The organism is Klebsiella sp. GW_Kp182 (genome assembly GCF_040062275.1).
Taxonomy (GTDB): domain Bacteria; phylum Pseudomonadota; class Gammaproteobacteria; order Enterobacterales; family Enterobacteriaceae; genus Klebsiella; species Klebsiella michiganensis.
In genome coordinates this window covers 1-13,967 of record NZ_JBEAFQ010000044.1, presented here as the reverse complement: position 1 = coordinate 13,967, position 13,967 = coordinate 1, and the positions used below count along the sequence as shown (strand labels likewise).

At 58.6% G+C, this 13,967-nt stretch carries 12 protein-coding genes; 6 read left to right on the top strand and 6 right to left on the bottom strand.

The window, feature by feature from the left end:
• Positions 1-86: 86 nt before the first annotated feature.
• From dsbG to ABLU88_RS19035, 4 genes are read right to left on the bottom strand one after another with little or no spacing between them, the layout of a single operon-like run.
• Complete coding sequence (dsbG, locus tag ABLU88_RS19050) at positions 87-845, bottom strand: thiol:disulfide interchange protein DsbG (RefSeq protein ID WP_109240741.1); 759 nt, start codon at positions 843-845, stop codon at positions 87-89.
• A gap of 44 nt (positions 846-889) precedes the next feature.
• Positions 890-1,612, bottom strand: a complete 723-nt coding sequence (locus ABLU88_RS19045) for a DsbA family protein (protein WP_046877440.1) — start codon at positions 1,610-1,612, stop codon at positions 890-892.
• Positions 1,613-1,618: 6 nt separating this feature from the next.
• Positions 1,619-3,643: a protein-disulfide reductase DsbD domain-containing protein gene (locus ABLU88_RS19040; protein WP_275050520.1), complete on the bottom strand. Its 2,025-nt coding sequence runs from the start codon at positions 3,641-3,643 to the stop codon at positions 1,619-1,621.
• Between the two features lie 46 nt (positions 3,644-3,689).
• Positions 3,690-4,070, bottom strand: coding sequence for a hypothetical protein (locus ABLU88_RS19035; protein ID WP_032719734.1), 381 nt, complete (start codon positions 4,068-4,070; stop codon positions 3,690-3,692).
• 908 nt (positions 4,071-4,978) lie between these two features.
• On the opposite strand from ABLU88_RS19035, the gene leuO reads away from it, so the two are divergent.
• The 5 genes from leuO (at position 4,979) to ABLU88_RS19010 (ending at position 10,820) form a co-directional block, all read left to right on the top strand.
• Positions 4,979-5,926: a transcriptional regulator LeuO gene (gene leuO, locus ABLU88_RS19030; protein ID WP_014228748.1), complete on the top strand. Its 948-nt coding sequence runs from the start codon at positions 4,979-4,981 to the stop codon at positions 5,924-5,926.
• Between the two features lie 509 nt (positions 5,927-6,435).
• Positions 6,436-6,915: a hypothetical protein gene (locus ABLU88_RS19025; protein WP_162557613.1), complete on the top strand. Its 480-nt coding sequence runs from the start codon at positions 6,436-6,438 to the stop codon at positions 6,913-6,915.
• Between the two features lie 261 nt (positions 6,916-7,176).
• The gene (locus tag ABLU88_RS19020; protein ID WP_025106214.1) at positions 7,177-8,193 is read left to right on the top strand and encodes an iron ABC transporter substrate-binding protein; all 1,017 of its coding nucleotides are present in this window, start codon (positions 7,177-7,179) and stop codon (positions 8,191-8,193) included.
• A 23-nt stretch (positions 8,194-8,216) separates the two neighbouring features.
• Complete coding sequence (locus ABLU88_RS19015; protein WP_032749680.1) at positions 8,217-9,791, top strand: iron ABC transporter permease; 1,575 nt, start codon at positions 8,217-8,219, stop codon at positions 9,789-9,791.
• Positions 9,792-10,820 (top strand): ABC transporter ATP-binding protein, encoded by a 1,029-nt coding sequence (locus ABLU88_RS19010; RefSeq protein ID WP_275050519.1) that lies wholly within the window; start codon positions 9,792-9,794, stop codon positions 10,818-10,820.
• A gap of 10 nt (positions 10,821-10,830) precedes the next feature.
• Here ABLU88_RS19010 and ABLU88_RS19005 read toward each other — a convergent pair whose 3' ends face one another.
• Together ABLU88_RS19005 and hpxD are read right to left on the bottom strand one after the other, a co-directional pair.
• Positions 10,831-11,799, bottom strand: coding sequence for a PDR/VanB family oxidoreductase (locus ABLU88_RS19005; protein ID WP_046877436.1), 969 nt, complete (start codon positions 11,797-11,799; stop codon positions 10,831-10,833).
• Between the two features lie 13 nt (positions 11,800-11,812).
• Complete coding sequence (gene hpxD / locus ABLU88_RS19000) at positions 11,813-12,850, bottom strand: molybdenum cofactor-independent xanthine hydroxylase subunit HpxD (RefSeq protein ID WP_014228754.1); 1,038 nt, start codon at positions 12,848-12,850, stop codon at positions 11,813-11,815.
• Between the two features lie 125 nt (positions 12,851-12,975).
• On the opposite strand from hpxD, the gene hpxR reads away from it, so the two are divergent.
• Entirely contained in the window at positions 12,976-13,908 is a 933-nt protein-coding gene (hpxR, locus tag ABLU88_RS18995) for a LysR family hpxDE operon transcriptional regulator HpxR (RefSeq protein ID WP_025106218.1), read from the top strand.
• Positions 13,909-13,967: the final 59 nt, after the last annotated feature.

Sequence of the window (13,967 nt, the reverse complement as noted above, 5' to 3'; positions counted from 1 at the left end):
TTGAAGGCCCGGACGGGCAGAGCAGGTCATAAAATACGAGCTCTGGCCGGGGTTGGCAAGGCGCCCCGCGGGACGCCCGCTCTTCATCAGGGCTCAGGTCCGAACATCTCCAGCAGCTGTTTCTTGTCGGGCATGCCGACCACCTGCTGGAGTTCATTCTGTTCATTCATGTAATAGATGGCCGGCGTCGCGCTGGCGCCCAAATCATCCATCAGCTTTTGGTTATGCTGAAGAAGATTAAAGGTTTCGCGCGGCGTCACGCCGTCAAAGCGCGGCACTTTTTTGCCGCCGGAGAGTTCATACTCTTGCCAGGCGGCTACCGGATCTTTGGCATTCAGGATTGCCGTGGCGTATCGGCCGCTTTTCGGGTTGAGAAAGGCAACCAGCAGGGTATTCAACTGGACCTTACCGGCTTTTACCCACGGCTGCGCCGCCGACCAGAACGTCTTGCAGTAAGGGCAGAACGGATCGGCGAAGACGATGACTTTTCGGGCCGCCGAATCCGCGCCCTCCTTGAGCGGCCCGGCATCGTTCAGCTTCTTCCACATTTCGCGGCCTAATGGGGTATAGATCGCTTCTTTAAAATACCCCTCGCTGAGGTTTTGCCCTTTATCATCATAAAGATACCCGGAAATGACGTGCTTTCCGTCCGGGGTTAAAAACAGGGTCACCCCCATATCCTGATACTGACCGACCCAGCCTTTTACGCCGCCGGGGGAGTCTATCTCCTTGATAATTTTGATCCCTTGCTGTTCACCAAAGTCTTTAACTATCTGGGGAATCGCCCCCTCCGCAAGCGCCAGGCCCGGTATCATCCAGGCCGCCAGCAGGAAAATATATTTCATCATATCGCCTCTCAATGCAGGGGGAGCGCTCCCCCTGACGTGGGTTACTGTTTTTTCAGCGCATCGCCGATTGTGGCATCAAATTGCTCCCAGGGGATCCAGCCCGACAGCATCTCATCGCCAATTAGCGTGGCCGGCGTTCCCTGAATGCCGAGCTTTTCGGCGACAGAGAAGCTTTTCTGAATCGTCTCCAGGCTTTGCGCATCCGGCTTAGCCACGATGACGCCCGCCTTTTTTTTCGCCTGCTCAAGGCTGGCGCCGTCGTGATACCCCTTTTTTGCCATCAGGATCGCATTAAATTTGGCGAACTGTTCAGGATGCGTGCGCCACAGGGTGAGCGCATCCCTGGCCGCGGTCATTGAGCTTTCGGAGCGCCAGGGCAGAAACTTAAAAATCACCGCAACATCCGGGTATTTTTCCACAATCTTCTCCAGATAGGGGTCAAACTTTTTACAATACGGACAGTTATGATCCGTAAAGACCACCAGCGTCAGCTTCGGCTTTTGCGCGCCGATTCGCGGTGAGTGGGGGTCGTGAAAGAGAAAATCGCCGTACTGCGACAGCACCTGCTTGAGCGATTCCTGTTCCGCCCGGGCATTCTGCCGATCGAGCTTATCGGCCGCGGCGATCAAAATTTCAGGATGGCTGAGCAGCGTCTCCTGGACCAGTGCCTGCACGCGAGCCTCCTGCGCCGGCGTGAGCGGCGACGAGGCTGACGCCGTCAACGACGCCGAGAGAAGAAGAAAAGTGAGCAGCGTATTTTTCATCGTTAATTAACCTCTGGCATGAGTGAGCGCGTTCAGGACGCTTTGTTGATCGAGCAGCGGCGGGAGCGTCTCTCCTTGCGGCACGCCTGGACCGTAGACCTGATTGAAGGGAATGGCGTAACGATTTCGGCTTTGCAGGAAACGGGCGATCGGCTCAGAGGGCTTGCTCCAGTCGCCGCGCAGCGCGACGACATCCGGCTCAGCCAACGCGCTGATGATGGCGGGCTGATTTAACACCCGGTGTTCATTGACTTTGCACGTGACGCACCAGTCGGCTGAGATATCGATAAACACCCGTTTGCCATCCGCCAGCGCGCTCTGGATGGCCGCCTCGCTGAGAGGCTGCCAGCGAATTTGCTGAGCGTTAGCCTCCGGCGACGAGACGATAGCACCCTCGGCGAGCAGGCCGCGAACCTGAAAGCCGGCAAACGCCGCCAGCGCGATAATCACCAGCCAGAAGGCTGGCGTCGCTCGCGGACGAGCGACTAACAAGGCAATCGGGGCCGCCACGGTGAGGGTCAGCGTCAGCATGCCGCCCGCCGTTTCTCCCAGGTGCAGGCCGAGCAGCGTCGTCAGCCAGAGGCTGGAGGCCAGCATCATGACGCCAAGCGCCATTTTCAGGGTGTTCATCCAGCGGCCGGGGCGGGGGAGCAGGGCGGCGGTTTGCGGGAACAGGGCGACGAACAGCCACGGCGCAGCCATCCCTAGCCCGAGCACCAGAAAAATCAGCCACAGCTCCTGAAGCGGAGCGGCAAGCGCGAAAGCGACGGCCGTGCCCAGGAAGGGGGCCGAGCAGGGCGTTGCCAGCAGGGTGGCAAAAACGCCCTCGCAGAAGCTGCCCGCCATCCCGGCGCCGCCGGCGGTCGCCAGCCGGCTCACGGCTGCCGAGGGAAGCAGCATCTCGACTACCCCGAAAAGGTTCAGCGAAAAGAGAAAGGTGACGGCAACCATTAAGCCGATAAACCAGGGATTCTGAAACTGGATCCCCCAGCCCAGCGATGCGCCGGTGAGCTTCAGTATCGTCACCATCAGCGCCAGCAGAGCAAACGAGGTCAGAATACCCGCGCTGGTGGCCAGAAAACGCAGCCTGACCATGCCCCGGTCTGAACCGGCCTGCAGCACCGCGCTGAGCTTCATGCCCATCACCGGCAATACGCACGGCATCAGGTTAAGGATTAAGCCGCCGAGCAGCGCGAAAAGCACTATTTTCCCGAGACTAACCGTCGCCGCCGGGGCGAGATCCGCGCCAGTCGTAAGTTTTATCTGCTGCGCTTTTTCACCATTTGTCAGCACCAACGACAGCGCTTTTCCTGCCAGCGTGGCGGGTATTTCTCCCCATTCGTCGGTGACCGGTACCGTCACCTTGAGGTGGCTGCCCTCGGCGCGAATGTCCGGATCGCCGGCCACAATTCCCCCGTCCATAGGGTCAAAATAGATCCCGGGGTTTTTCCATTCGCCGGTCGCGGTGGCGGTGATGACCAGCTGGCTCCCGACCCGATGCGCGGCAAGATCGTTGGTCACGCCGGTATCTGCCGGGACAGTGCGCATGGCCCGGGCAAAGGCGCCCCGGAAATCGCCGTCCGCGGGCTGATTGAAATCGAGACGCAGCCGGTAGTCGGTCAGCAGACAGACGTTGCTGCAGGTCGATAGCGTAAGCGTGCCTTCCAGCACGTCGCCGGGGGCGGCGGCGATCGTCATCGGGATCGCGACCCGGTCATGGTAGCCCTGGGTCGTCAGGCCGGAAATCTTGAATCTTGACGGGGCAGGCCAGTACCACCGCGCCTGTTCCCCGTTGTTCCAGATGATTTGCGGGGCGACGCCGCCTTCGCCCGGCGAGCGCCAGTAGGTTTTCCAGCCGGAGGCCAGCTCAATAGAGAGCAGTCCGTCGATCCGATCGTTTCCTTTTTCCGCCTGGAAGCGGATCCGGGCATGGTCGTTTTGCGGGGATGTCAGCCATCCGGTGTCCGCCCCGTGGGCAACGCCCGCGCAGGCCAGCAACAGGAAGACGAAGCCCCTGAAGATATTCAGCATTTTTTTCTCCGTGAATTAAAAAATTAATCGTTTAAGAACGATTTTTTCATTCACGGAAAACGCAGTTTTTAAGGTGTATTCGCAGCGTGGGCGGCCGGACGGGATCGTCCCGGAAAACCACCGGACGCCCTGCGGTGAGCAGCTGAAGCAGGGCGAGGAAGAGTATGACGGCAGGTAAGGCGCCATCAAAGAATAGCGGCTGCGCGCAGAGCAGGGATTTAGCGCTCAGCTGACAGGGCGAGGGGCCTGGCTCAGCCTCCTCAGAAGACGGCTGCTGGGCCTGCGCGCTGAAGGATATCGCCTGCGTGCGGGCGCCGACATCGGCCAAAAAATGGTGCAGATAGGCCGCCCGCTGAACAAGGCAGAATGCCATGACCAGGCAGGTCAGTATCAAAAACCATTTACCAGGAAGCCGACGATTGTGCATAGGGTACCAGGACAAGACAGAACCCGAGGATCATAAACAATCCTTATCAATGTACAAGAGGCTGGCGTGTAAGGTTTTGTCTGGATGGATAACGTTGCCGGCGTATGCGGCGGAAAGGCGGGCGTTCAGGTATTTCGTACATTTATATTATTTACAGCGTTGATGCATCCGGCTACTATTCGCGTCGCTAAGCGGTACCGGCACGCCGCTGCCGGACGTGACTGCTTAGCGCCTGACCGCCATTAGCTCATCTGGAAGAGCGAACGACGTACGTTGTAGGGAACGGGGTTCGAGGCCTCGATGGCGGCCCAACACTTGCTTAGCGAATCTGCGTGGTATCGGTAATAAAGCCTCCCGCTTCTGTTGAACACGCCTCTGAACATCTTTTATCACTCCTTTTAGATCTCTTTCCTGCTATTGCTACATAGCCGTTATTATTGCCTGTGAAATAATTTCTCTTCTCTCGCTATTACTCGCGACGGAATGTGATTGCCTGGTTTTATCGCGACTGCCCCGGCAAAGGAATATCTGAATTTGGAGTGTTTAAGATTTACCTAAGCAAATCTGAATAATTTTAATGTGAATCTACTTATTAGGATTTAGTCGCGTATTTTTCAGAAATTTCATCACTTTTTATATGGTATTCTCCCTTGTTCAAGGAGTGAACGAAGGAAAAAAGAATGCTTTACCGCTATGCCGTTTTCTCCAGAAAACATAATACGTTTCATATTCTTTTACTGTTTACCATTTTGATAATAAGTTTCATACATTTGAGCGTGCTGCTGGAAACCGATAACACATGGCTGCTGGGGCCGATGGTGATTTATCTGCCCATTTTTTTCCTTTGGCGAAAGGTCTCAGTGTTACGAAGCAGAATCGCTGATTAATGTGCTGGTGGAGTTCCCTACATGAGTGAAAATACAACATCTAAAGCAACCTCTGAACCGAAAGTCCGGCAGCCCGTCTTGCGGAAAGTCGATCTTAACCTGTTAACCATTTTTGATACCGTTATGCAGGAGCAAAGCTTAACCAAAGCGGCGCACACGCTGGGCATGTCTCAGCCGGCGGTCAGCAGCGCGGTCTCTCGCCTGAAGGTGCTGTTTAAGGATGAACTGTTCGTCCGCAACGGCCGCGGGATAAAACCGACGGAGCGCGCCTTTCAACTGTTTAGCTCAGTTCGTCGCGCGCTGTCGCTGGTGCAAAATGAGCTGCCGGATACGCTTTTCGACCCGCTGGACTGCGAACGTAATTACAACCTTTGCGTCTGTAGCCCGCTGGATAACTACCTGACTCCGCTTATTTTTAACAAAATCAGCGAGATTGCTCCCAGGGTCACTCTTTCCTTTAAATCTTCGCTAAGTCAGCAGGTGACAAATCAGCTGCGCTATCAGGAGGTGGAATTTGTACTCGATTACAACAAATTCAATCATCCGGAATTTACCAGCATCCCGCTGTTCCATGACCGAATGGTGCTGGTGGCCAGGCGCAACCATCCGCGTATCGCATCGCCGCTGAGCGAGGAGGATATTTATCGCGAGCAGCACGCCACCGTCGCGCTGGATCGCTACGCCTCCTTCAGCTATCCCTGGTATAGCTCTGAAGAGCAGCAGGCCTGCGTCGCTTTTCACGGTAACGCGATGGTCAGCGTGTTGAGCGTGGTGTCGCAAACCAATATGGTGGCTATCGCGCCGGAATGGCTGGCGAAAGAGTTTGAAGAGCAGTTTGCGCTACAGCTGCTGCCGCTGCCTTTAGAAATGGACAGCCGTACCTGCTATCTTTCGTGGCATGAAACGGCGGGCCAGGAGAGAAGCCATCGCTGGATGGCGGAGCTGCTAATAAAAATTTGCCAGCGCTAAATAGACCTGAAGAAATGCCTGGTAAGACGCCAGGTATTTTATTATTCACGCTCAACTCTCGCCCTGAAAATTAATTAAGATCCCTCCTTTATTCTTGTTCATCAGGCAATGATGACCGGATAAAATACGCTGTATTAATAAAATTAACCCACCAGAATTTCATTAAAAAATCTATTTACCGAAAATCGCGCATTTCTCCGGCAGAGCCAACCGGCGGTTTCTGTACCCAATGGATTTCGAGTTGCTTTGAGGCGGCAAGAGAGAGACAAATTCGTCGGAACGAATTTGACCAGCCGAAGGCTGGCCGCCGGTGAGAGCTGGAGCCTCTCATTAATCCCCAGGAATTTACTCAAGTAAGTGACTGGGGTGAACGAACGTAGCCAACAAAAAAGCAACTTGAAAGACGACGGGTATATACTCTTATTATCCAGCCGGGCCGACGCCTGAACCAGGGGATGATGTTGATGCGCAGAAAAATGATGAAGCCTGCGGTGGCCGTCGCCGCCCTGATGATGTCATCGACGGCCCTACAGGCGGATGAAATCAACCTGTATTCGGTTAATACCGGCTCCTGGATTTACCATCTGTCGAACAACCACGGCCAGTACACCGAAGGTTTTGACAACCAGTTTGCCTCCGTTGAGCGCAGGTTCTCCGAAGATTCGCCGTACAGCCTGCTGGCCGGAACGATGAAAAACAGCTTTGACGATCGCTGCATTGCGCTGGGGGTTCGCCGCGACTGGGTCTCGTTGGGCAACGGCTGGGTGTTTAAGGGAATTTATGGCTACGTTGGCGAGTTTTTTTTCTCGGCCTTCGAGCACTGCGGCGATCATGGTTCTTATAAGGATTTTAAAGACGCCACCGGCATCGGCTTTTCTCCCTATATTTATCATGGTTTTCAGTACAACTTTACCAATTATTTCGGCGTTGAAAGCGGAATTATTCTTCCCGCCGTCTTTGTGGTGAGCATACAGTGGAGTTTTCGCTAATACAGTGGCGAAAACCCGCCCGCTGTGGGGCTTTGAAAGAACCGTAATAAAAAATGAATTCATCTTAAGGTTATTTTAATCTTCACCGCGACGGTTATTTTTTTATAGCATTTTTCTCGCCCTTATCCGCCCGCGCTCAGTACATTTCACTTTTTTCATTAGATGGTAATTGTTTGCATTATCATTCACATTCCTCTGTGATTTAATCCTTGCCGGCCGGCGGCCAGTGACTCTTCGCCCACCTCTATTAAGGATTAGTTTATGCGTTTTCGTCTGGTGTCTTATTGCTCCGCTGCATTGATGGCTTCTTCCGCGTTTATTGCCCCGCAGGCGCTGGCGGCGGCCAGCAGCGACGGGATTGTGGTCTACAACGCGCAGCATGAAAATCTGGTGAAGTCCTGGGTTGACGGCTTTACCAAAGAGACGGGAATTAAAGTGACGCTGCGTAACGGCGGCGACAGCGAGCTGGGTAATCAGCTGGTGCAGGAGGGGACGGCATCCCCGGCGGATGTCTTTCTGACCGAAAACTCCCCGGCGATGGTGCTGGTGGATAACGCGAAGCTGTTTGCGCCGCTGGCGGCCGAGACCCTTCAGCAGGTCGCCCCGCAGTACCGCCCTGAGCACGGCCGCTGGATAGGCATTGCCGCCCGCAGCACCGTATTCGTCTATAACCCGGCGAAAATCAGCGAAGCGCAGCTGCCGACATCCCTGATGGATCTGGCGCAGCCGCAGTGGAAAGGGCGCTGGGCCGCTTCGCCATCCGGCGCGGATTTTCAGGCCATCGTCAGCGCCATGCTGGCGCTGAAAGGCGAGCAGGAAACCCTGGCATGGCTTAAAGCGATGAAAACCAATTTTGTGGCCTACAAGGGCAACAGCACGGTGATGAAAGCGGTGAATGCCGGTCAGATTGATGGCGGCGTTATCTATCATTACTACCGCTTTGTCGATCAGGCGAAAACCGGCGAGAACAGCAAAAATACCCGTCTCCACTACTTTAAAAACCAGGATCCGGGCGCCTTTGTCAGCATTTCCGGCGGCGGCGTGCTGGCCTCCAGCAAACATCAGGAACAGGCTCAGGCCTTTATCAAGTGGATCACCGGCAAGCAGGGACAGGATGAGCTGCGCACCAATAACGCCTTTGAATACGCCGTTGGCGTCAACGCCGCGTCCAACCCGAAGCTGACGCCGCTGAAAGCGTTAGAGGCGCCGAAGGTTGAGCCGTCTTCGCTGAACAGCAAAAAAGTGGTTGATTTGATGACCCAGGCTGGCCTGCTGTAATCGTCCGTTAAAGTGAACACGCTATGTCTTCTCTGAGTTTCGCGCTCGGAAAAAAAGCCCAACGCCTGCCCGAGCGCAGGCGTCCTGCTTTTCCGATGATCGCGTTAGCCGTTCTGTTTTCTCTGCTGGCGCTTTTGCCGCCAGGTTTTGTTATTGCCGTAGGGGTCGATACCGGCTGGGAGACAATCCAGGCGCTGGTCTTTCGCCCGCGCGTCGCTGAGCTGTTGAGCAATACCCTGTGGCTTATCGCGCTGACGGTACCCCTGTGCATTGCGCTGGGCGTTGGCCTGGCCTGGCTGACGGAGCGCACGCTGCTGGCGGGGCGGCGGCTCTGGTCGGTGCTGGCGGTAGCGCCGCTGGCGATCCCGGCCTTTGTGCAAAGCTACGCCTGGGTCAGCGCGGTGCCGGCAATGCACGGCCTCTCTGCCGGGGTGTTTCTTTCGCTGCTGGCCTACTACCCGTTTATCTATATGCCGGTTGCCGCCGTTCTGCGGCGGCTGGACCCGACGCTGGAAGATGTTGCCGCCTCATTAGGTACGCCGCCGTGGCGGATCTTTTTCCGCGTGGTTTTGCCCCAGCTCAGGCTGGCGATATGCGGCGGCGCGCTGCTGGTGGCGCTGCATCTGCTGGCGGAGTTTGGCCTGTTCGCGATGGTGCGTTTTGATACCTTTACCACCGCCATCTATGACCAGTTCCAGTCAACCTTCAGCGGCCCGGCGGCGAACATGCTGGCCGGAGTGCTGGCGCTCTGCTGTCTGGCTATTTTGCTGCTGGAAGGGGCGTCGCGGGGGAAAGCGCGCTATGCCCGCATCGGTTCGGGCGCCGCGCGCGAACAGCAGCGGCAGCCGCTGGGCCGGCTGGCGACGATCCCTCTCCAGCTCGCGCTGCTGACGCTGGTGATGCTGGCGCTGGGCGTTCCGCTGATGGTGCTCTGCCGCTGGCTATGGCTGGGCGGCGTGGAGAACTGGTTAAACGCCGACCTCTGGCTCTCCCTGCGACAAACGCTGCTGCTCGGCGCGGTGGGGGCTCTCCTCACCACCGCCTGCGCTATTCCCATTGCCTGGCTGGGCGTTCGCTATCCGCAGCGTCTTATTCGACTGCTGGAGGGGTGTAACTACATGACCAGCTCTCTGCCCGGCATCGTGACGGCGCTGGCGCTGGTGACGGTCACCATTCACTACGCGCGCCCCATCTATCAGACCGAGGTCACGCTGCTGCTCGCCTGGCTGCTGATGTTTATGCCCCGGGCGCTGGTCAACCTGCGCGCCGGCATCGCGCAGGCCCCCGTGGAGCTGGAAAACGTCGCCCGCAGTTTGGGCCGCAGCCCCGGACGGGCGCTGTGGAGCGTGACCATGCGGCTGGCGGCGCCGGGCGCGGCGGCGGCGGCGGCGCTGGTGTTTCTCGGCATCACCAATGAGTTGACCGCCACGCTGCTGCTCTCTCCGCTCGGCACCCGCACGCTGTCGACCGGCTTCTGGGCGCTAACCAGCGAAATTGATTACGTCGCCGCCGCGCCTTACGCGATGCTGATGATTCTGCTTTCGCTGCCGCTGACCGGCATTCTCTATATCCAGTCGAAAAAAATCGCAGGCCTGTAAATGCTTGAACTCTCCTCAATCTCAAAATCTTTTGCCGGTACGCGGGTGCTCGAAAACCTGAATCTGACGGTGGCCGCAGGCAGCCGGACGGCGATCGTTGGCCCCTCCGGCTCCGGTAAAACCACGCTGCTGCGGATCCTCGCGGGTTTCGAAACGCCGGATAGCGGACGCATTGTTATGCAGGGGCGCACGCTGTTTGCGCAGGGGACATTTATTCCCGCCCACCTGCGCGGGGTGGGCTACGTGCCGCAGGAAGGCGCACTGTTCCCCCATCTGAACGTCGCGGACAATATCGCCTGGGGCCTCGACGGCAGCCGGCAGGAGAAATATCAGCAGGTGGCGGCGCTGATGGAGAGGGTGTCGCTGGACCGTCAACTGGCGAACCACTGGCCGCACGAAATCTCCGGCGGTCAGCAGCAGCGCGTAGCCCTGGCGCGCGCGCTGGCGCAGCGGCCCGCGCTGATGCTGCTGGATGAGCCTTTTTCCGCCCTCGATACCGGGCTGCGCGCGGCCACGCGCAAAGCCACCGCCGATTTACTGGCGCAGGCCGGGGTCGCGTCGATTCTGGTGACTCACGATCAGAATGAAGCGCTCTCCTTTGCCAGCCAGGTCGCGGTGATGCGTCAGGGACGTTTTGCCCAGGTCGGCACGCCGTATGAGGTCTACAGCCGTCCCGTCGATGAAGAGACGGCGCTATTTCTCGGCGATGCGCTGGTGCTGCCCGCCGAGCTTCGCGGCGGGCGGGCGCGCTGTGCGATTGGCGAAATTTCAACCGATGATCCGCATGCCGTCGGCCAGGGAAGGGTCATGCTGCGCCCCGAGCAGCTGGTTATCTCCCCCTCACCGGCGGATGGACAGTCGCTCACCGTACGCGATGTGGACTTTAGCGGCCACCTGTCAACGTTAACCCTGGCGATGCCCGGCCAGGGCGAGCCGCTGATCGTCAAAACCGTCAGCCGGCAGTTATGGCGGCCGGGGGCGGCGGTACGCATTGAGGTGGTGGGCAAGGCGCGGGTCTTTGCCCGCTAGCGCCGACGGGCTATAAATCAATGCACAGATTCGCCGACCGGCTGCGGGAGCAGCACAGGGCGATCTGCTGCGCGCCGGCGGATTTCTCCGCCTCCGACTGCACGGTGTCGCGGTGGTCGACAACCCCCTCGATAACCGGCGTCAGGCAGGCGCCGCAAATCCCCATCTCGCAGGAGAGGGGAACGGCGACGCCGTTCTCCTGGAGCACCTGGGCGATGGTCTTATGCGGGGGCACCGGCCACCGCTCTCCCGAGGACGCAAGCGTCACGCTAAACGTTTCTCCCTCCTCAGCGCCGGCGGGCAACGCGACAGGCTGAAAGGCTTCGCTATGGATCAGCGTTTCCGCCCAGCCCTGTTCCATGGCGACCCGGCGCGCGGCGGCCATAAATCCCTCTGGCCCGCAGAGATAAATCGGATATCCGGTATGCGTCTTGTTCAGCGCGGCGGCTAAATGCTGCCGGGCGCTGTCTCCTTCGCAAGAGCTGTGAATCACCACGCTTTCGGCGCGGAATCGCCGCTGCAGTTCGCGGACAAACGCCCCCTGAGCGCGATTTTTCAGGTAATAGTGCAGCGTAAACGGCACGCCCTCCGCCTCCAGCCTTAGCGCCATTGCGTACAGCGGCGTAATGCCGATACCGGCGGCCAGCAGCGTCACCCGCTCCGCCGCCCGTAAGGGAAACAGATTGCGCGGGGGAGAAATCAACAGCGTCTGGCCGGGGCGCAGCTGCTGATGGATATAGCGCGAACCGCCGCGTGACGCTTTCTCCAGCGCCACGCAGATCAGGTAGCCGTCGTCTGCGTCCTCCGGGCCGGTCAGCGAATACTGGCGGATAATGCCGCACGGCAGATGAAGGTCAATATGCGCGCCGGGCTGCCAGGCGGGGAGCGGTCGCCCGTCCCGCGCCACCAGCCTGACGGCGAGGTTCTGGCTGCCCTGGCGCCAGAGGCCGTCAACGATAACCTCTACTACATCGCTCATGATGGCTCTCCACTTAAACGAGGAAAAAGTCGCCGAAGCCCATTTTTTTCAGTCCGCGGCGATAGGCGATGGAGCTGCGATCGGCGGGGATATGCGCTTCGAGCGTTAAATCCAGCGGCAGTCTCTCCGGGCGCTGGGTCTCCACCATCAGGCGATCTTCCTCAAAGACGCGCAGGTTAAAGGCGTGAACATCCTCTACCGGTACGTGCAGATCGAAATTACGCGCGATGGGCGCGAACATCCGGGTTATCCGCGAGGAGACCGGCGAGGCGGCGTTCATAATCACCAGCCTGGCCTCACCGGGAAAATGAATCGTCAGGGTGGCGGTAAACGGCAGATGCATCTCGAAATGGCGCAGCCACTGGAAGCCCTCCGGCGCGCGAAACTCGGAGCTGGCGGGATAGTTGCCGACCGAACTCCAGTAATCGGCGATAAAACCAAACGACGTCTCCTGCGGGTTATAGTTCGGCACCACCTGGTTATCCGGGTCGGCGAAAGTATCGGTATGGATCCAGGCGAAATGGGCGACATCCAGAAAGCCCTCGACCTGGCGTCCCGCAAAGCCGTTGACCTCAAAGGCCGGGCAGTTGATTTGCTGAAAGCCGTCGTCGTGCCAGTGCGGCATCACCGGCAGCGGCATCGGGTTCTCCGGGTCGAAGGCCAGGCAGGTCCAGATCAGGCCATAGCGCTCCTCAACCGCAAAGCTGGTGAGGTTGAGCTTCGCCGGTACCGGCTGGTCGGGGCTGGACGGGATACGGTTACAGCGGCCATCTTCGCCGAAGCGCAGGCCGTGGTACGGGCAGACGATGCCTTCTTCATCGTGAAAGCCGAGCGTCAGCGGCACGCCGCGGTGGGGACAGACGTCGCGAGCGACCACCACCTGGCCCTTAATACGATAGATCACCAGCTGCTCATCAAGCAGGGTGGCTTTTACCGGCGCGGGGCCGATATCGCAGGCGCGGGCGACCGGGTGCCAGCATTTCGCCAGGCGCAGCCAGTCCTCCGGCTCAAAGGTGCAATGGGCGGGTGGGGTGGGTTGTGGTCTGTTCATGGCTTCTCTTCCTGCTCACAAAAACATTTGTTTAATTGTTGTGACTTTATTGTTGTCATATTAGGGTGTTGACATCCATCAGCAAGAATTCATCCAGCCGTTGCAAAAAAGAGAACAGGTCACCGATGAGCCCATTTTCACGTTTCGCCCTCTATTTTGCCGAGGTCGCCCGCAGCGGTAGCCTGCGGCGGGCGGCAGAAAAGCTGCATATTTCCGCCTCGGCCATCAACCGGCAAATCTTGCAGGCGGAAGAGGCCTTCGGCACGCCGCTGTTCGAACGCCTGCCGGAAGGGCTGCGCATGACCACCGCCGGAGAGCTGCTGTACGACAATCTGCTGCGCTGGCAAAAGGAGTTTCATCTGACGCGGCAAAAGTTTGATGAGCTGCAGGGGCTAAAGCGCGGCACCGTTAGCCTTGGCATGGTGCAGGCGCTAGCGGAAGGGAGCTTTGCCGCCGCGCTGGCGGAGATTATCGGCAGCTGGCAGTGGCTCGAGCTGAATTTGCAGGTCGCGGATAGCCATACCGTCAGCCAGAAGGTGCGGCAGGCGGATCTTGATTTCGGCCTGATTCTGGATCCTGAAGGCCAGGCCGGACTGAGCGTACTGGCCTTTGCTGAGCTGGAGATGGGCGCGGTGATGCGTCCGGATCACCCCCAGGCGCAGGCTGCGATGCTGTCGCTAGGCGAGCTCAGCGAGGAGCGGCATATTGTTCCCGGCGCGCCGCTGATCGTCCACGATCGGGTCGCGATGCTTTATCGCCATTATGATTTTTTCCCGGCGAACAGTATCAGCTGCAACGATATCCGGCTGATTAAATCGCTGGTGCTTAAAGGCGGCGGCGTGACTATTCTCAGCCGTCTGGACGTGCTGGAAGAGGTGAAGCTCGGGCAGCTGGCGTTTGTCCCGCTGCGCAACAAGCTGCTGCGACCGCTCACCCTGGCCCTGTGCACCGCGCCATCGCGCCAGCTCTCCCGCCCGGCGCAGATGGCGATCCAGAAGCTGACCGCCGTGATGGAGGAGATGCAGGCCGGGACAGCGGCTTCCCCCCCGTCTGCGTAATATGCCCGGCCTGAAATACTCTGCGGCCTGCTTCCCCGGTGGCGCTGCGCTGACCGGGC